Below are 18075 nucleotides of genomic sequence, written 5' to 3'. Positions count from 1 at the left end.
ATTAAAAAAATATGGATACGAATCTGATCTACGAAAAGACCGCCGCGGGTGAGGAGGCAATGCGTCAACGCACCCGCCTCGTGCAGCGTCATTTGCGCATGGTGTTGATCCTGGTGGACGGACGAACCAGCGTTGCCGACCTGGGGGAAAGGGTGGGCAACGAGCAGCTGGTGGAGAGCGCCCTCAGCGAACTGGAAAAGGACGGCTTTATCGCCCCCGTGCTGGAGCAGCCGTCGGTCTGGGACAAGGGCACGGCGGTGGTGCAGAAGGTCAAGGAAGTGGCCCTGGGCCAGCTTTCCGCCTTCGGCGGCAATTCCCGCCAGGAAGAGGTCCAGGTCGTACCGGCAGCGCAGGAGGCTGTGGCACCGGTGGCGTCCCCGGCCGAGACGGCGCCACAGGCTGGCTCGGCGCCTGCTGACAAGCCGCCCACGGTCGCCTGGCTGGCCGGCTGGTCCACCCAGACGGAAGCGTCGGCCGAGGGCGGCAAGGCGTCGCGGCCGAAGAAGGTGCCGGCAGGCGAAGAGACGGGCATCCGTCCCATCCGTCGCGGGGGACGTGCTCCCCTGGGGCCGTTGGGCAAGGCGCTGTGGGGTGTGTGCGCAGCCCTGGGGCTGGCTCTTGCGGCGCTGCTGCTGTATCCCTATGACAACCATCGGCCGGAGGTGGAGGCGGTACTGACCCGCATGCTGCAGCAGCCGGTGAAGGCGGCCCGGCTGCACGCCACCTTCCTGCCCCATCCCGGGCTGGTGCTGGAAGGCGTGCACGTGGGCCAGGGCGAGGGGATTGCCATCGGCAGCGTGCGTTTCCTGCCCCAATTGGGACAGTGGCGGACCCTGAAGCAGGTGGAGGTGCGTGGCGTGAGCCTTCCTCTGCCGGTCCTGGCCAGCGTCTCTGAATGGGTCCAGGGGGCGCGGGCGGCGGCGGTGGTTTTCCCCGCCATCGAACTGGGGGAGATCACGCTCCAGTTGGGCGGCCAGTCCCTTGGTCCCCTCGCTGGTACCCTGGTGCCGGAAGGGGCTGCCATGCCCCTGCGCCTGTCCTTGCATGACGAGGCCCGCACCTTGTCCCTGGACCTGACCCAGGCCCCGGGGGGGATGCAGTTGAGCCTGGAAGGACTGGGCTGGGAGCCGGTGAAGGACAGTCATCTCCGTTTTGATTCCCTCAATGCCCAGGGGCTTCTGACCCGGGACGGGCTGCGCCTGTCCAGTATCGATAGCCGAACCCTGGAGGGGCAGGTGAGCGGCTCCCTTTCCCTCAACTGGAACGGCGGAGTGCGCCTGGAAACGGATCTGGTGCTCAAGCATCTTTCCCTGGCCCGGCTTAATCAACTGCTGCTGGGAGGGGCGAAGGGCGAGGGGCAGGTCGATGCCTCCCTGCGCCTGAGCGGCCGGGCGGCCGAATGGTCGCGTCCCCTGAGCCTGGCCCAGGGAGAGGGCAGTTTTGTGGTGAACCGGGGGCTGCTGCCGGTGGATCTGGCAGAGGCCGTGCGGCGGGCATCGAGCGAGCCGCTGCGCGGCGGTGAGACCCGCTTTGAACAACTGGGCGGCAAGGTCCGGGTGGACCTGCTGGGCAAGCGCTTCTACGACCTGCAGCTGACTGCCGGCCTGTTGCGTGCTTCCGGTGTCGCTGCGGTGAATGTCGATGGCAGCCTGGGAGGCAGCCTAGATGTCCAGGTGGGTGGCAAGGGTAACGTGCTGCGCATGCCCCTGACCCTGGGCGGTACTCTGGAGGCTCCGGTGTTGCGCGGCGGGCGCCGCTGAATCGAGAGATAGGGCGAAAAAAAGGGCGAGGTGGAAACCTCGCCCTTTTTCATGCAGTTGCAGCTGGCTGTCAGGCCTTCAGCACGGCGGCAATGGCATCGACCACGGCGTCGATGTTCTTGCTATTGAGGGCGGCCAGACAGATGCGGCCGGTACCCACGGCGTAGATGCCGAACTCGTTGCGCAGTACATCCACCTGGGCGGAGGTGAGGCCGGTGTAGGAGAACATGCCGCGCTGCTTCACCACGAAGGAGAAATCCTGGGCCACGCCCTTGGCCTTCAGCTTGTCCACCAGGGCCACGCGCATGGCGCGGATGCGGTCGCGCATGCCGGCCAGTTCGTCTTCCCACATCTGGCGCAGTTCGGGAGTGGACAGCACTGCGGCCACCACGGCGCCGCCATGGGTGGGCGGGTTGGAGTAGTTGGTGCGGATGACGCGCTTCACCTGGGACAGGACGCGGGCGGACTCTTCCTTGCTGGCGGTGACGACGGACAGGGCGCCGACGCGCTCGCCATAGAGGGAGAAGCTCTTGGAGAAGGAGCTGGAAACGAAGAACTGCAGGCCGGAGGCGGAGAAGGCGCGCACGGCCACGGCATCGGCGTCGATGCCGTCGGCGAAGCCCTGGTAGGCCATGTCCAGGAAGGGCACCAGACCCTTGGCCTTGCACACGTCCACCACTTCCTGCCACTGGGCGTCGGAGAGGTCGGCACCGGTGGGGTTGTGGCAACAGGCGTGCAGGATGATGATGGAACCGGCAGCCAGGCCTTCCAGGAAGGACTTCATGCCGGCGAAGTTCACACCGCGGGTGGCGGCGTCGTAGTAGGGATAGTTTTCCACCACGAAACCGGCGGACTCGAACAGGGCCCGGTGGTTTTCCCAGGAGGGATCGCTGATGTAAACCTTGGCGTTGGGGGAGATGCGCTTGAGGAAATCGGCGCCGATCTTCAGGGCGCCGGTGCCACCCAGGGCTTCGGCGGTGATGACGCGGCCGGCGGCCAGCAGCTCGGAACCGGCACCGAAGAGCAGGTTCTGCACAGCCTGGTTGTAGGCGTTGAGGCCCTCGATGGGCTGGTAGCCGCGGGGCGGCATGGTTTCCAGGCGGGCCTTCTCGGCGGCCTTGACGGCAGCGAGGAGGGGAATCTTGCCGTTGTCGTCGTAATAGACGCCAACGCCCAGGTTAACCTTGGTAGCGCGGGTGTCGGCGTTGAACGCCTCGGTCAGACCAAGAATCGGGTCCCGCGGAGCCATCTCCACGGAAGCAAAGATCGACGAACTCATGCGTTGCTCCTGTTGTGCCAGTCATGCGGCGCTGCGCCATGCGCCATGCCGCGAGTTGGTGAATAATGTGCGCTTACAAGTTGTTCTGCCGATGATTCACTGCAGCGAAAGCAGAAGCAACAGGCGCAACGGATAATTCTAACATGAGCACATCCCCCAGCAGCCCGCAAACCGCGGAAGTCGTCACCTTTCCCAGCAGCCCCTATCGCCTGCACCAGCCGTTCCCTCCCGCGGGGGATCAGCCGGAGGCCATCCGCCTGCTGGTGGAGGGCCTGGAAGACGGTCTGTCCTATCAGACCCTGCTCGGCGTGACCGGGTCCGGCAAGACGTACACCATGGCCAACGTCATTGCCCGCACCGGCCGGCCGGCCCTCATCCTGGCGCCCAACAAGACCCTGGCGGCCCAACTCTACGCCGAGTTCCGGGAATTCCTGCCGGAGAACGCGGTGGAGTATTTCGTCTCCTACTACGATTACTACCAGCCAGAAGCCTACGTGCCCTCCCGGGACCTGTTCATCGAGAAGGATTCGTCCATCAACGACCACATCGAGCAGATGCGGCTGTCCGCCACCAAGAGCCTGCTGGAGCGGCGCGATGTGGTGATCGTGGCCACCGTCTCCTGCATCTACGGCATCGGCGACAAGGACGACTACCACAACATGATCCTGCATCTGCGCCAGGGCGACAAAGCCGGCCAGCGGGACATCATCAAGCGCCTCTCGGAAATGCAGTACGAGCGCAACGAGGTGGATTTCCAGCGCGGCACCTTCCGCGTCCGCGGCGACGTCATCGATATCTTCCCCGCGGAGCACGCGGAACACGCCATCCGGGTCTGCCTTTTCGACGACGAGATCGAGACCCTGCAACTGTTCGATCCCCTGACCGGCCACCTGCTGCACAAGCTGCCCCGTTTCACCATCTATCCCTCCAGTCATTACGTCACACCCCGGGCCACGGTGCTGCGGGCCGTGGAGGGCATCAAGGAGGAGTTGCGCAAGCGGCTGGAGTTCTTCCACAAGGAGCAGCGGCTGGTGGAAGCCCAGCGCATTGAGCAGCGCACCCGCTTCGATCTGGAGATGCTCAACGAACTGGGCTTTTGCAAAGGCATCGAAAACTACTCGCGCCACCTGTCCGGACGCAAGCCGGGTGAAGCACCGCCAACCCTGCTGGATTACCTGCCGCCCGATGCCCTGATGTTCATCGACGAATCCCACGTGGCCATCGGCCAGGTGGGCGCCATGTACAAGGGTGACCGTTCGCGTAAGGAAAACCTGGTGGATTACGGTTTCCGCCTGCCGTCGGCCCTGGACAACCGCCCCCTCAAGTTCGAGGAATTCGAGCGCCTGATGCGCCAGACCATCTTCGTTTCGGCCACGCCTTCCGATTATGAAAAGCAGCACCAGGGCCAGGTGGTGGAGCAGGTGGTGCGCCCCACTGGCCTGATCGACCCGGTGGTGCTGGTGCGTCCGGCCATGACCCAGGTGGACGATCTGCTCTCCGAGATCCGCAAACGCATCGCCGTTTCCGAGCGGGTGCTGGTAACCACCCTGACCAAGCGCATGGCCGAGGACCTGACCGATTACTTAAGGGAAAACGGAATCAAGGTGCGCTATGTGCACTCGGATATCGACACCGTGGAGCGGGTGGAGATCATCCGCGACCTGCGCCTGGGGGAATTCGACGTGCTGGTGGGCATCAACCTGCTGCGGGAAGGTTTGGACATCCCCGAGGTATCCCTGGTGGCCATTCTCGATGCGGACAAGGAGGGCTTCCTGCGTTCGGAGCGTTCCCTGATCCAGACCATCGGCCGGGCCGCCCGCCACCTCAACGGGACAGCCATTCTCTATGCCGACCGGGTGACGGACTCCATGCGGCGTGCCATGGACGAGACCGAGCGGCGCCGGGCCAAGCAGATGGCCCATAACGAGGCCCACGGCATCACGCCCAAGGGGGTCTCCAAGCGCATCAAGGACATCATCGACGGCGTCTACGACCCCGAGGCGGCGCAGAAGGAACTCAAGGCTGCCCAGCAACAGGCGGTTTATGAAACAATGTCCGAAAAGAATCTGGCCAAGGAAATCAAGCGGCTGGAAAAACAGATGCTCGAGTCAGCCAAGAACCTGGAGTTCGAAAAGGCAGCGGCGGCCCGGGATGAATTGTTCCGCCTCAAGCAGCAGGCCTTCGGGGCGGCAGTGCATGACAGGGATGAGACATGATCAAGGTTCTTTTCGTCTGCATGGGCAATATCTGCCGCTCCCCCACGGCAGAAGGCGTTTTCCGCAAGCACCTGCAGCTGCACAATCTGGAGTCCCGGGTCCAGGTGGATTCGGCCGGCACCCACGGCTACCACGTCGGCGAATCGCCGGATCCCCGTACCCAGCGGGCAGCTGCCGAGCGGGGTTACGACCTGTCCGAACTGCGGGCGCGCAAAGTGGCGCCCGACGACATGGAATATTTCGACCTGATCCTGGCCATGGACCGGCGCAATCTGGAAGGCCTGCGGGCTATCTGCCCGCCGGAGCGTCAGCACCGTCTCAAGCTGTTCATGCACTACGCCCGCAATTTCGACGAGGACGAGGTGCCGGATCCCTACTATGGACTCGGCTACGGTTTCGATGTGGTGCTGGACATGGTGGAGGATGCCTCCCTCGGCCTTATCGAATCCCTCAAGCGTGAACTGGGCTGCGAAGAACCGCTTGGCACCGGCAGGGGCGGTATCCGGAGCGTTGAGCGGGCCTGACTTCCCCTGGGATCGTGCCTGCCCGAATTCAGGGCGAAAAAAAGCCAGCTCCACGGAGCTGGCTTTTTCCTGGCGCTGACGCCTTACCTTACTTGTTGCGGGTTTCCACCAGCACCAGAGGCTCGTCGCTGATCACCACCGGTGCCGGCCGGGTACGCCGGGGGCGGGGAGCTTCGTTCTCCACCACTGCAGCCTGGACCTGACGGGCCTTGTCCGCGCTGGTTTCCACCATCACCAGGCCGCTGGCTTCCAGGGCCTGGTCGATGTTGGCGACCACGGGCTTGATTTCGGCCGGGGGCACGGCAATGGGTTCGACGGCGCGGGGCGGGGTCGGAATAACCTGTTCCTCCACCGGTACAACGACCTCTTCGACGACCACGACCGGGGCGGCTTCGGGGATTGCTGCTTCAACCTGCGGGGCTGCTTCAACTGCAGCTGCCGGGGCTTCCTCTACTGCCGGCGCGACTTCCGCTCCAGACTCAACCACGGCAACGGTCGGCGCCACAGTTTCCACTGCGGCGGCTGCCACGGGCTCGACCGGGTTTGCCACTTCCACAACGGCGGCGGCAATGACCGGCGCCTGTTCTTGGCTTACCTCGGTGGCAGCATTTTGCTGCACTTCGCCTTCAGCGCCATTTTCCTGGCGGCGCTCGCCCCGGTCGCGACGGTTGTTGCGACGACCGCGACGGCCCCGACCGCCCTCTTCATCGCCCTGGGGCGCAGCTTGCTCTGGAGCAGTGCCGGCAGCCTGGGTGTTGAGTGCATCGGCCTGGGCGGCTACTGCCTGCTGAGCCTTGTCCTCGCTGTTGCGTTCGCGGCGGGGTTGGCGTTCGCGCCGTTCCTTGCGCTGCTCGTTCTGCTGTTCGCCGCGCTCGTTGTCGGCCTGGACGGCATTGCTGCGCTCGCCGTTGCGGTCACCCCGTTCGCCCCGTTGGCGACGGCCTTCGCGAGGCTGCTGCTCGCGGGCATTGTCACCCTGGGTTTCGCCGCGGGCGGGGCGTTCGCTCCGCTCGCCGCCGTTGCGGCCTTCGGCGCCTTCACCGCGGCCACGGCCACGCTGCTCGCCACGACCACGACCGCGCTGCTCGCCGCGGCCCTGGCCTTCACTGCGCTGGCCACGGCCCTTGCGCGGGGTGGCTGCCGGTTCGGGAGTGGGCTCGACGGTCTTGTTGCCGCGGAACCAGGAGAAAATCTTGCCGATGATGCCTTCGCTCTTGGCGGCAGGGGCGGCAGCCGGCTTCTCGGCCACCACGGGAGCGGGCTGCTCCGGCGTGATGTGCTTGATGGCGGCTTCCTGGCGCGGCTGGCGGGCTTCGCTCTGGGCATTGGCCAGTTGCTTCACTTCTTCCGCCGGCATTTCCATCATGCGGTAGGACGGCTGTTGCACGTCCTCGTTGTTGAGGTCGTCGTGGCGCAGGCGCTGAATGGTGTGGGCCGGAGTTTCCAGGTGCACATTGGGGATCAGCAGGATGGTGACCTTGTGGCGCAACTCGATGGCCTGGATGTCGGGGCGCTTCTCGTTGAGCAGGAAGGTGGCTACGTCCACCGGCACCTGGGTATGCACGGCGGCGGTGTTGTCCTTCATCGCTTCCTCTTCGAGGATGCGCAGGATGTGCAGGGCGGCCGATTCGGTGGAGCGGATGTGGCCGGTGCCGGTACATCGGGGGCAGGGGATGTAGCTGGTCTCGGCCAGGGCGGGGCGCAGGCGCTGGCGGGACAGTTCCATCAGGCCGAAGCGGCTGATCTTGCCCATCTGCACCCGGGCCCGGTCATGGCGGAGGGCGTCGCGCAGGCGGTTTTCCACCTCGCGCTGGTTTTTCTGGCTCTCCATGTCGATGAAGTCGATGACAATGAGGCCGCCCAGGTCGCGCAGGCGCAGTTGGCGGGCGATTTCGTCGGCCGCTTCCTGGTTGGTCTTGAGCGCGGTTTCCTCGATGTCCTGGCCGCGGGTGGAGCGGCCGGAGTTCACGTCCACCGACACCAGGGCTTCCGTGTGGTCGATGACGATGGCGCCGCCGGACGGCAGGTTCACCTGACGGGAGTAGGCCGATTCGATCTGGTGTTCGATCTGGAAGCGGGAGAAGAGGGGGACGTCGTCCCGGTACAGCTTGACCCGGTTCTCGTTGGCCGGCATGACCGTGCCCATGAAGGAACGGGCCTGCTCGAAAATCTCGTCCGTATCGATGAGGATTTCACCGATGTCGGGCTGGAAATAGTCGCGGATGGCGCGGATGACCAGGCTGCCTTCCAGGTAGATCAGGAAGGGGCCGGACTGGCTGGTGGCGGCGCCTTCGATGGCTTCCCACAGCTTCAGCAGGTAGTTGAGGTCCCACTGCAGTTCTTCGGCGTTGCGGCCGATGGCGGCGGTACGGGCGATGAGGCTCATGCCGCCGGGGACCTGCAACTGGTCCATAACGTCGCGCAGTTCGGCCCGTTCGTCACCTTCGACACGGCGGGAGACGCCGCCGCCGCGGGGATTGTTGGGCATCAGGACCAGGTAGCGGCCGGCCAGGGACACGAAGGTGGTAAGGGCGGCGCCCTTGTTACCGCGCTCGTCCTTCTCGACCTGGACGATGACTTCCTGGCCTTCCTTGAGGGCTTCCTTGATGCTGGCGCGATTGTCTACGCCGGGCTGGAAATAGGAGCGGGAAACTTCCTTGAACGGGAGAAAGCCGTGACGCTCTTCGCCGTAATTGACGAAACAGGCCTCGAGGCTGGGTTCGATGCGGGTGATGACACCCTTGTAGATGTTGCTCTTGCGTTGTTCCTTGGCGGCTGACTCAATGTCGAGGTCAATCAGTTTCTGGCCATCGACAATGGCGACACGGAGTTCTTCAGCCTGTGTCGCATTGAAAAGCATGCGTTTCATTTATTGGGCTCCCGCACTTTTCGCACGAACGGAGTCCCGGCGCAGGCAGCGACACGATTAGTTGGGTTGTACTTTTTGAGTCCGCATTGTGGGCGTGCAACTAATGGTGAAAGGAAAATGTGTTCCTGAATTCGCTGAAAAATCTTTCGGCGGGCCCGGAAATAACCGGGGCCGGGAAATCTGCTCGGGGGTACCGATGCGTGCTTAGGGCGCGCAAATCAAGTAGTATCGCTACTTTTGGTGAGCGAACTTAACCAGTTCCGATTTGCGTTGGCTTGATCCCATACAGGTTGGTACGGGTTGAGGCCGCTTAAGGCCTGCCGGATTTCATGGTTTCCCATTTTGCATGCCGCGCAATCATGTTGCGGCTGGGAAAAACCTTCTGGTCTCACGGCGCAGCGCCTCTTTCAGGCCGAGACGAAAATCCGTTTCAGTATATTCAAAATGCCCGACGTTAGCAAAAATTCCGTAACACGGGCCACCATCGGCGAAGACGAGCAGGGCCAGCGCCTGGACAACTACCTCCTGCGGGTATGCAAGGGGGTTCCCAAGAGCCACATCTACCGCATTCTCCGCAGTGGCGAGGTCCGCGTTAACAGCAAGCGTGCCGATGCGGCCTATCGCATCCAGGCTGGCGACATCCTGCGCATTCCGCCGATCCGGGTTGCTGCCCGGCCGGATGAGGTGGCGGCCGCCGAAGTGGCCGGCCAGGCGGTGAAGGCCGATTTGCCCCTTTTGTATGAGGATGATGCCCTGTTGGCTGTAAACAAGCCGGCCGGCATCGCGGTCCATGGGGGGAGCGGTGTGTCCTTCGGCGTCATCGAGGCCCTGCGCCATCAGCGGCCCCTGGCCAAGTTGCTGGAGCTGGCCCACCGTCTCGACCGGGAAACCTCCGGGATACTCCTGGTGGCGAAGAAGCGCTCGGCCCTGACGGCCCTGCACGACATGTTCCGTGAAGGCGGGGCAGGGCGGGGCGCCGACAAGCGCTATCTGGTGGCGGTGCAGGGGCGCTGGATGGACCCGTTGCGCCATTGCCGGCAGGCGCTTCACAAATATCTGTTGGACAACGGCGAGCGCCGGGTGCGGGTCGATCCGGAGGGCAAGCCGTCCCATACGGTTTTCCGCCTGGTGGCCCGATGGCAGCGTTTCAGTCTGCTGGAAGCGGAACTGAAGAGCGGTCGCACCCATCAGATACGGGTGCATCTGGCGCACCTGGGATATCCCATCCTGGGTGATGACAAATATGGGGATTTCGCCCTGAACCGGGAATTGCAGCGGGAAGGGTTGAAACGCATGTTCCTTCACGCCTGGAGAATGCGCTTTCCCCATCCCCTGACCAAGGAAGCCATGAGCCTGGAGGCGCCCTTGCCGCCGGCCCTGGCCAGTTTCCTGCATCATCTGTCCGAAAGTGAAGTTCAGGATTATGGCGAAGCGTTTTGATCTAGTTGTCTTCGACTGGGATGGCACCCTGCTCGACTCCGCCGCAGCCATCGTCAGCGCCATCCAGGCGGCCTGTGTCGATCTGGGGCTGCCGGTGCCCAGCGATGCCCAGGCGCGCCATGTGATCGGCCTGGGCCTGTCGGACGCCTTGCGCAGCGCCGTGCCGGACCTGGAACCGGCCCAGTATCCGCTGATGGTGGAGCGCTACCGCCATCATTATCTGTCCCGGGACCACGAACTGGCCCTGTTTGCCGGTGCCGTGGAACTGGTGCGGGAACTGGAGGCGGCCGGGCATCTGCTGGCCGTGGCGACCGGCAAGAGCCGGCTGGGGCTGGATCGTGCCCTCAGGGTCAGTGGCCTGGGTCCCCATTTTCACTCCAGCCGTTGTGCCGACGAGTGCTTCTCCAAGCCCCATCCCCAGATGCTGGAAGAATTGATGGCGGAACTGGCCGTCGCCCCGGAGCGCACGGTCATGATCGGCGACACCACCCATGACTTGCAGATGGCGCGCAATGCGGGAGTGGATGCCCTGGCGGTCAGCTATGGTGCCCATGAGCCCGCAGTGCTGCTGGCCCATGGCCCTCTGGAAACCTTCTCCCGGCTGGAAGACCTGGCGGCATGGCTGCGTCACCACGCCTGATTTGCGCCTCCGGCGACCTGCTCGAAGGTGGCGCCGGCGTGCGTTTCAGCGTGCCGCACGCGGGCGGTGATGTTCCTGCATTTGCGGTGCGCTTTGACGGTGTGGTGCGGGCCTATCTCAACCGCTGCGCCCATGTGCCCATCGAGCTGGATTGGCAGCCGGGCGAATTTTTCGATCACTCGAAGCTATACTTGGTTTGCGCCACCCATGGCGCTCTTTACGCGCCGGAATCCGGCGCCTGCCTTGGCGGCCGATGCAATGGCCGGGGGCTGACGCCGGTGGCCGTGACTGAGCAGGATGGCCTTGTTTATTTTCTTGAATCGGATTGACCCAACGTGGATACCCCGACCTTGCCCCCTCCCGATTTTGGCCCCAAGCGCGGCAATGATGCAGCCTGGGAGCGGAAGACCCTGGAAAAGCTGGCGTTTGCCTCCCTGGCCGAGCAGAAGACCCGGCGTCGCTGGGGCATCTTCTTCAAGCTGCTGGGTTTTGCTTATCTGACGGTCGTCCTGGCGCTGGCGTTTGACTGGGGTGACACGGAAAAACTGGCTGATGGCCGCCATACCGCTCTGGTGCAACTGAAGGGGGTCATTGATTCCAGTGGCGAGGCCAGCGCGGACAAGATCAATTCCGCCTTGCGTTCTGCTTTCGAGGACAAGGGTACGGCCGGCGTCATCCTGCGCATCAACAGCCCCGGCGGCAGTCCGGTCCAGTCCGGCATCATCAACGATGAAATCCGCCGCCTGCGCGGCAAGTACCCTGATATTCCCCTGTACGTCGTGGTTGAGGATGTTTGTGCTTCCGGCGGCTATTACGTGGCTGCCGCGGCCGACAAGATTTTCGTGGACAAGGCCAGTCTTGTGGGTTCCATCGGTGTGTTGATGGACGGTTTCGGTTTTACCGGGACCATGGACAAGCTTGGCGTGGAGCGGCGCCTGCTGACTGCCGGCGAAAACAAGGGCTTTCTCGATCCCTTCTCGCCCCAGGATCCGAAGCAGAAGCTGATGGCCCAGACCATGCTCGGCGAAATCCACAAGCAGTTCATCGATGTGGTCAAGAAGGGGCGCGGCCAGCGCCTCAAGGAAACCCCGGACATGTTCTCCGGCCTGGTGTGGACCGGTGCCCGCAGCATCGAGCTGGGTTTGGCCGATGACTTCGGCACGGTGAGCAGTGTGGCCAGGGATGTAATCAAGGCCGAAAAGGTGATGGACTACACCCAGAAGGAAAACATCGCCGAGCGCTTTGCCAAACGTTTTGGTGCCGACATGGTGCAAGGGGCGGTCAAGGCCCTGGGGCAGGCCAGCCAGCCCCAGGCCCGTTAAGTCCCGATCCTAGGCGGAAAGGAAGAGGAAAACCGTCGGCTCCTTGGCGACAGGGTCCTCCTCCTTGCGCCACTGGGCCACGCTCAGGGTGCGTAGGCGCTGTTGGGGCAGGGTCAGGCTGCTGGCCAGGCAGAGCAGGGTGGAGGGCGCCAGGTGTTGCAGCAGGCTGTTGAGCATCTGGGTGTTGCGATAGGGCGTCTCGATAAACATCTGGGTCTGATTCTGGCGCCGTGATTCCTGCTCCAGCGCCTTGAGGCGCTTGCCGCGCTCATCTTCCTTGGCCGGCAGGTAGCCGTGAAAGGCGAAGCGCTGGCCGCACAGGCCGGACCCCATCAGGGCCAACAGCAGGGAAGAGGGGCCGATCAGCGGCACGACGGTGATGCCTTCCTGCTGGGCCAGGCGAATCAGGTCGGCGCCCGGGTCGGCAACGCCCGGGCACCCTGCTTCCGATACCAGGCCCACGTCAAATCCCTGGCGTAATGGTTGCAGCAGCCCTTCCAGGGCATTGGCCCGGGTGTGCTCGTTCAATTCCTGAATCTGGATTTCCTGCAGGGGGACCGAAATCTCCAGGCTTTTGAGAAATGCCCGGGCACTTTTGGCGTTCTCGGCAATGAAATGCCGCAACTGCCTGGCCTGTTCGCAGACGGGGACGGGCAGAACCGCAGCGGGAGGGGTGGGGCCCAGAGGAACCGGAATCAGGAAGAGGGTGCCGCGAGGGAGGGGCTGGGGGGCGCTCATGGCGATGCGTCCTTAAAGAATGGGGAAGGCTTCAGCTCTCAGCATGTCGCAGAGGGCGATCAGGGGTAGTCCGATAAGGGCGTTGGGATCGTCCCCCTCCATTTTGGCGATGAGGCTGATGCCCAGCCCTTCGGCCTTGGCGCTGCCGGCGCAGTTGTAGGGAGTCTCGGCGCGCAGGTAGCGCTCGATCTCGCCGTCGCCCAGCTGGCGGAAGGTGACCAGGGTCGGGATGCCTCGGATCTGGGTGCGACCGGTACTGCTGTTGTAGAGGCACAGGCCGGTATAGAAGTTAACCGTGCGCCCCCGCATCTGCTGCAGTTGTGCCACGGCGCGCTCATGGTTGCCCGGTTTTCCGAAAACCTGCCCATCCAGGCAGGCCACCTGGTCGCTGCCGATGATCAGTGCAGCGGGGTGTTGGGCAGCCACGGCCCTGGCCTTGGCTTCGGAAAGGCGCAGTGCGGTCTGCTCCGGGCTCTCGCCTGCGAGCGGGGTTTCGTCTACTGCTGGGTTTTCCGTGGCAAAGGGCAGGCGCAGGCGGGCCAGGAGTTCCCGGCGAAAAGGGGAGGTGGAAGCCAGAATCAGGGCGGGCTGGGGCAGTGTGGGCATTAGAAATGGAGAGGTGAATTCGGGCAGAAAAGCGCTGCCCATGAGGAGGAATGAGGCGGTGCGGTAAAAAACGCGGATAAGTCTTTGCCTTTGTTGTTGAAACCCTAATTTCGGCCCGCGTTTTTCTTTGACATGCAAAGCCGAAAATAATATCATCCGCGCCTTATGTCGCAACAGGTTGTGATCGATAGTCTGGCTTTTGCGCGTGACGCCCGTCGTTTGGAAGGTGATCTCGCCATGGCCGACATGCCCCGGGTGCATGATCTGCTGACGGAAGTCAGCGGTAGTGTGCACTACCGGCTTACCGGCCGGATCGGCGCGCTGGGCAAGTCCCAGTTGCTGCTGCAGTTGGATGGCTTCGTGCCGCTGCGTTGTCAGCGCTGCATGGAGCGCCTGGATTTTCCGCTTCACGTCGAGTCCGTACTCGAGTTGGTGGAAAGTGAGGCCGATCTGACCCAGGAGGATCTGGAAGATGATTCCAGGGACTTTCTCCCGGCGGAAAAGAAACTCGATGTACTGGCGCTGATCGAGGACGAGGTCATTCTCGCCCTGCCGGTGGTGCCGCGTCACGATAGTTGCAGCCTCCCCGGAGGCGGCGAGAAATCGGTGAAGGAATCTCCCTTTGCCGTGCTTGCCGGCCTCAAGGGTAAGGCTTAATGATTTTTTAGGAGCTAGTTATGGCCGTTCAACAGAACAAAAAGTCCCCGTCCAAGCGTGGCATGCATCGTTCCCACGACTTCCTGACCACCCCCGCTACCGCCGTTGAACCCACCACCGGCGAAGTGCACCTGCGTCACCACATCAGCCCCAACGGTTTCTACCGCGGCAAGAAGGTCACCAAGGCTAAGGGCGAGTAATCCCCTTAGACGAGGCAGGCAGTTCCCCGCGAGGGGAGGACTGCCTGCCTTTTCTTTTACCCAATTCGAGTCCTCGGATGGGAATCACCATTGCTATCGATTGCATGGGCGGGGACCACGGTCCCAACGTCACCGTGCCGGCTGCGCTCGACTTCTTGAGCCGCAACGCGGACGCCCGTGTCATTTTGGTCGGCCTGGAGGAAAAGCTCCGGGCGATCCTGCCTGCTCCCGTGTCGGAACGGGTCGCCATCCGCCATGCATCCGAAGTGGTGGCCATGGACGAGCCGCCAGCCCTGGCCCTGCGCAATAAAAAAGACTCTTCCATGCGGGTTGCCATCAACCTGGTCAAGGAGGGGGAGGCGGACGCCTGTATTTCCGCCGGCAATACGGGGGCCCTGATGGCCATTTCCCGTTTCGTCCTGAAAATGTTGCCCGGTATCGACCGGCCGGCCATCTGCGCCGTGCTGCCCACGGTCAAGGGCCATGTCCATGTGTTGGACATGGGGGCCAACGTGGACTGCTCGCCGGAGCACCTGCTGCAGTTCGGGATCATGGGGGCCATGCTGGTGGCCGCCGTGGATCACCGCGAGCAGCCGACGGTGGGCATTCTCAACATCGGGGAAGAAGACATCAAGGGCAATGAGGTGGTCAAGCAGGCCGCCGAGTTGCTGCGCAATTCGGGTCTCAACTTCATCGGTAACGTCGAAGGTGACGGCGTGTACAAGGGTGAGGCCGAAGTCGTGGTTTGTGACGGCTTTGTCGGCAACGTGGCCCTCAAGACGTCCGAAGGCCTGGCCCAGATGTTGTCCACCTTCCTGCGTCAGGAGTTTGGACGCAACCTCTTTACCAAGCTGGTTGCCCTTCTGGCGCTACCGGTGCTCAAGGGCTTCAAGCGCCGCGTTGATCATCGTCGCTACAACGGTGCCAGCCTGCTCGGGCTCAAGGGCATCGTCGTCAAGAGCCATGGCTCGGCCGATGCCTACGGTTTCCGCCACGCCATCGAACGGGCTGCCGAGGAAGCAAGGGGGCAGGTGTTGAGCCGCATTGCCGACCAGGTTGCCCGTCACGTTTCCAGTTCCTCTCAAGCGGCTGCCGTAGCGGCCCAGGAGTCTGCCTAATATGTATGCCAAGATTACCGGGGTCGGCAGCTATCTGCCGGCCCAGGCCGTGAGCAACGACGATCTGGTGGCCCGCGGGGTCGATACCAGCGACGAATGGATTGCCACCCGTACCGGTATTCGTAATCGGCACCTGGCGGAACCCGGCCAGACCTCCAGCGATCTCGGTTTCGAAGCGGCTCGCCGGGCTCTGGAGATGGCCGGCGTGGATGCGGCCGAACTGGACCTGATCATCGTCGCCACCTCCACTCCCGATTTCATCTTCCCCAGCACCGCCTGTCTGCTGCAGAGCAAACTGGGCAACAAGGGGGCAACCTGCTTCGACGTGCAGGCCGTCTGCGCCGGCTTTGTCTATGCGCTGAGTATTGCGGAGAAGTTCGTCCGCTCCGGCTCCCACAAGAAGGCACTGGTGGTTGGCGCCGAAGTTTTCTCCCGCATCCTGGACTGGAGCGACCGGGGTACCTGCGTGCTCTTCGGCGACGGCGCCGGTGCCGTGGTGCTGGAAGCCTCCGATGCGCCCGGCATCCTTGCCACCGCCCTGCATGCGGACGGCAGCCATCATGGCATTCTTTCGGTACCCGGCAATGTGGCCGGCGGTGCGGTGATCGGCGATCCCTTCCTGCGTATGGACGGCCAGGCGGTGTTCAAGTTCGCCGTGCGCGTCCTTGCCGACGTGGCGGCCGAGACCTGTGCGGCCGCCGGGGTGGCAACTTCCGATGTGGATTGGCTGGTGCCGCACCAGGCCAATCTGCGCATCATCGATTCCACCGGCAAGAAGCTGGGCATCCCCAGCGACAAGGTGGTGGTGACCGTGGACCGCCACGGCAATACCTCCGCCGCGTCCGTGCCCCTGGCGCTGGATACGGCTGTGCGCGACGGACGCATCCAGCGCAGACAGAAGGTGCTGCTGGAAGGCGTCGGCGGCGGCTTCACCTGGGGCGCCGTGCTGTTCCAGTTCTAACTGCATTCAAGCTCTCAGAGGTTAATTCCCATGGCTTTTGCGTTCGTATTTCCCGGTCAAGGTTCCCAGGCAGTCGGCATGATGGCGGCCTACGGCGACTCCGCCGTGGTCCGTGCCACGTTCGATGAAGCATCCGCCGCCTTGGGCGAAGACCTGTGGCAGATGGTGGCCGAAGGTCCGGCCGAAGTGCTGTCCCAGACGGTGAATACCCAGCCTGTCATGCTGACCGCCGGCATCGCCGCCTGGCGCCTGTGGCTGGACAAGGGTGGCAAGGTGCCGGCCGTTGTCGCCGGCCACAGTCTGGGTGAGTATTCCGCCCTGGTGGCCGCCGGCGTCCTGCAGTTCAAGGACGCCGTGCCCCTGGTGCGGCTGCGGGCCGCCGCCATGCAGGAGGCCGTGCCTCTTGGCACTGGCGCCATGGCCGCCATTCTCGGCCTGGACGACGACGGCATCCGCGCCGCCTGTGCCGAAGCGGCCCAGGGCGAGGTGGTGGAGCCGGTGAATTTCAATGCCGCCGGCCAGACCGTCATCGCCGGCCACAAGGCCGCCGTGGAACGGGCCATGGAAGTGTGCAAGACCAAGGGCGCCAAGCGCGCCGTGGCCCTGCCGGTGTCCGCCCCGTTCCATTCCTCCCTGATCCGCCCGGCCGCCGACAAGCTGGCTGCGCGCCTGGCGGAACTGGAATTGCAGGTGCCCCGTATTCCCGTGGTCAATAACGTGGATGTGGCCGTGGAAAACGATCCTGCCCGCATTCGCGATGCCCTGGTGCGTCAGGCCTATAATCCGGTGCGCTGGGTCGAGACGATCCAGAAAATGGCTGCCATGGGCGTCACCGTGGTGGCAGAATGCGGTCCCGGCAAGGTGCTGGCCGGCCTGACCAAGCGCTGTGCCGATGGCGTCAATGGCGTGGCCCTGGCCGACCTGGCTGCCATCGAAGCCAATATCAACCTGGAGTAATACCATGCTGCAAGGACAAATTGCCCTCGTTACCGGCGCTTCCCGGGGTATCGGCAAGGCAGTGGCTCTGGAACTGGCCCGCCTGGGCGCCACCGTGGTTGGCACCGCCACCAGCGAAGACGGTGCCGGCAAGATTTCCGCCTACCTCGCCGAGGCCGGCGCCAAGGGGCGCGGTGCGCTCCTCGAAGTGCGTGACCAAGCCCAGGTGGATGCCCTGATCGCCGCTCTGGAAAAGGAGTTCGGCGCAGTCTCCATTCTCGTCAACAATGCCGGCATCACCCGGGACAACCTGGCCATGCGCATGAAGGACGATGAGTGGGATGCGGTCATCGACACCAACCTGAAGGCCGTCTTCCGCCTTTCCAAGGCCGTCATGCGCGGCATGATGAAGGCCCGTACCGGCCGCATCATTAATATCACTTCCGTGGTCGGCCATGCCGGCAATCCGGGGCAGGCCAATTACTGCGCGGCCAAGGCCGGCGTTTCCGGCATGACCCGTTCCCTGGCCCGGGAGCTGGGCAGCCGCAACATCACGGTCAACTGCGTCGCCCCTGGCTTCATCGATACCGACATGACCAAGGCTCTGGACGACAAGCAGAAAGAAGGTTTGCTGGGTAACATTCCCCTGGGCCGCCTCGGCAGCCCGGAGGACATCGCCGCCGCCGTAGCCTTCCTGGCCTCCCCGGCCGCAGGCTACGTGACCGGCAGCACCATCCATGTCAACGGCGGTATGTATATGGATTAATGGCGGTTTTCCGCCTGAGGATCCCGCGTTTTGTAAGCGCGGG

At 63.7% G+C, this 18075-nt stretch carries 17 protein-coding genes; 13 read left to right on the top strand and 4 right to left on the bottom strand.

Annotation, left to right across the window (positions count from 1 at the left end; translation table 11 throughout):
* Window positions 1-11 precede the first annotated feature (11 nt).
* Window positions 12-1760, top strand: coding sequence for a hypothetical protein (locus AZSP09_RS03850; protein WP_152089226.1), 1749 nt, complete (start codon window positions 12-14; stop codon window positions 1758-1760).
* Window positions 1761-1830: 70 nt separating this feature from the next.
* On the opposite strand, the gene AZSP09_RS03845 is transcribed toward AZSP09_RS03850, so the two are convergent.
* Window positions 1831-3039: an amino acid aminotransferase gene (locus tag AZSP09_RS03845; protein ID WP_014237485.1), complete on the bottom strand. Its 1209-nt coding sequence runs from the start codon at window positions 3037-3039 to the stop codon at window positions 1831-1833.
* Window positions 3040-3182: 143 nt separating this feature from the next.
* On the opposite strand from AZSP09_RS03845, the gene uvrB reads away from it, so the two are divergent.
* Complete coding sequence (uvrB, locus tag AZSP09_RS03840; RefSeq protein WP_152089225.1) at window positions 3183-5255, top strand: excinuclease ABC subunit UvrB; 2073 nt, start codon at window positions 3183-3185, stop codon at window positions 5253-5255.
* Window positions 5252-5779, top strand: coding sequence for a low molecular weight protein-tyrosine-phosphatase (locus AZSP09_RS03835; protein WP_130458474.1), 528 nt, complete (start codon window positions 5252-5254; stop codon window positions 5777-5779). Before uvrB ends, AZSP09_RS03835 begins: the two co-directional genes overlap by 4 nt.
* 88 nt (window positions 5780-5867) lie before the next feature.
* Here AZSP09_RS03835 and AZSP09_RS03830 read toward each other — a convergent pair whose 3' ends face one another.
* Window positions 5868-8648, bottom strand: a complete 2781-nt coding sequence (locus tag AZSP09_RS03830; RefSeq protein WP_152089224.1) for an Rne/Rng family ribonuclease — start codon at window positions 8646-8648, stop codon at window positions 5868-5870.
* A 444-nt stretch (window positions 8649-9092) separates the two neighbouring features.
* Here AZSP09_RS03830 and AZSP09_RS03825 point away from each other — a divergent pair, with 444 nt between their 5' ends.
* Genes AZSP09_RS03825 through AZSP09_RS03810 form a run of 4 tightly spaced genes read left to right on the top strand, consistent with a single transcriptional unit; the run spans window position 9093 to window position 12050 of the window.
* The gene (locus AZSP09_RS03825; protein WP_152089223.1) at window positions 9093-10088 is read left to right on the top strand and encodes an RluA family pseudouridine synthase; all 996 of its coding nucleotides are present in this window, start codon (window positions 9093-9095) and stop codon (window positions 10086-10088) included.
* Window positions 10072-10728 carry an HAD-IA family hydrolase gene (locus tag AZSP09_RS03820; RefSeq protein ID WP_152089222.1) on the top strand — a complete coding sequence of 219 codons (657 nt, stop codon included), beginning with the start codon at window positions 10072-10074 and terminating at the stop codon, window positions 10726-10728. The genes AZSP09_RS03825 and AZSP09_RS03820 overlap by 17 nt, the downstream gene beginning before the upstream one ends.
* On the top strand, window positions 10707-11057 hold the full coding sequence (locus tag AZSP09_RS03815) for a Rieske (2Fe-2S) protein (protein ID WP_152089221.1): 351 nt from the start codon (window positions 10707-10709) through the stop codon (window positions 11055-11057). The genes AZSP09_RS03820 and AZSP09_RS03815 overlap by 22 nt, the downstream gene beginning before the upstream one ends.
* Before the next feature lie 6 nt (window positions 11058-11063).
* Window positions 11064-12050 carry a S49 family peptidase gene (locus AZSP09_RS03810; protein ID WP_172974690.1) on the top strand — a complete coding sequence of 329 codons (987 nt, stop codon included), beginning with the start codon at window positions 11064-11066 and terminating at the stop codon, window positions 12048-12050.
* A 9-nt stretch (window positions 12051-12059) separates the two neighbouring features.
* On the opposite strand, the gene AZSP09_RS03805 is transcribed toward AZSP09_RS03810, so the two are convergent.
* Window positions 12060-12788 (bottom strand): SAM-dependent methyltransferase, encoded by a 729-nt coding sequence (locus tag AZSP09_RS03805; protein WP_152089220.1) that lies wholly within the window; start codon window positions 12786-12788, stop codon window positions 12060-12062.
* A 12-nt stretch (window positions 12789-12800) separates the two neighbouring features.
* The gene (locus AZSP09_RS03800; protein WP_152089219.1) at window positions 12801-13394 is read right to left on the bottom strand and encodes a Maf family nucleotide pyrophosphatase; all 594 of its coding nucleotides are present in this window, start codon (window positions 13392-13394) and stop codon (window positions 12801-12803) included.
* 180 nt (window positions 13395-13574) lie between these two features.
* Between AZSP09_RS03800 and AZSP09_RS03795 the strand changes: the two genes are divergently transcribed.
* The 6 genes from AZSP09_RS03795 (at window position 13575) to fabG (ending at window position 18032) form a co-directional block, all read left to right on the top strand.
* Window positions 13575-14051: a YceD family protein gene (locus tag AZSP09_RS03795; protein ID WP_197739048.1), complete on the top strand. Its 477-nt coding sequence runs from the start codon at window positions 13575-13577 to the stop codon at window positions 14049-14051.
* 20 nt (window positions 14052-14071) lie between these two features.
* Window positions 14072-14251 (top strand): 50S ribosomal protein L32, encoded by a 180-nt coding sequence (gene rpmF, locus AZSP09_RS03790; protein WP_014237496.1) that lies wholly within the window; start codon window positions 14072-14074, stop codon window positions 14249-14251.
* Between the two features lie 77 nt (window positions 14252-14328).
* A complete protein-coding gene (plsX, locus tag AZSP09_RS03785; RefSeq protein WP_152089218.1) occupies window positions 14329-15369 on the top strand; it encodes a phosphate acyltransferase PlsX in 1041 nt (346 codons plus the stop codon).
* Window position 15370: 1 nt separating this feature from the next.
* Window positions 15371-16330: a beta-ketoacyl-ACP synthase III gene (locus AZSP09_RS03780; RefSeq protein ID WP_152089217.1), complete on the top strand. Its 960-nt coding sequence runs from the start codon at window positions 15371-15373 to the stop codon at window positions 16328-16330.
* 30 nt (window positions 16331-16360) lie between these two features.
* Window positions 16361-17287 carry an ACP S-malonyltransferase gene (gene fabD, locus AZSP09_RS03775; RefSeq protein ID WP_152089216.1) on the top strand — a complete coding sequence of 309 codons (927 nt, stop codon included), beginning with the start codon at window positions 16361-16363 and terminating at the stop codon, window positions 17285-17287.
* A 4-nt stretch (window positions 17288-17291) separates the two neighbouring features.
* Window positions 17292-18032, top strand: coding sequence for a 3-oxoacyl-ACP reductase FabG (gene fabG, locus AZSP09_RS03770; RefSeq protein WP_152089215.1), 741 nt, complete (start codon window positions 17292-17294; stop codon window positions 18030-18032).
* The last annotated feature ends 43 nt before the right edge of the window (window positions 18033-18075 follow it).

It is taken from the genome of Azospira sp. I09 (assembly GCF_009177135.1).
GTDB classification, from domain to species: Bacteria; Pseudomonadota; Gammaproteobacteria; order Burkholderiales; family Rhodocyclaceae; genus Azospira; species Azospira oryzae.
The sequence above is the reverse complement of the archived record's forward strand: the minus strand, read 5'-3'. Positions and strand labels throughout refer to the sequence as shown.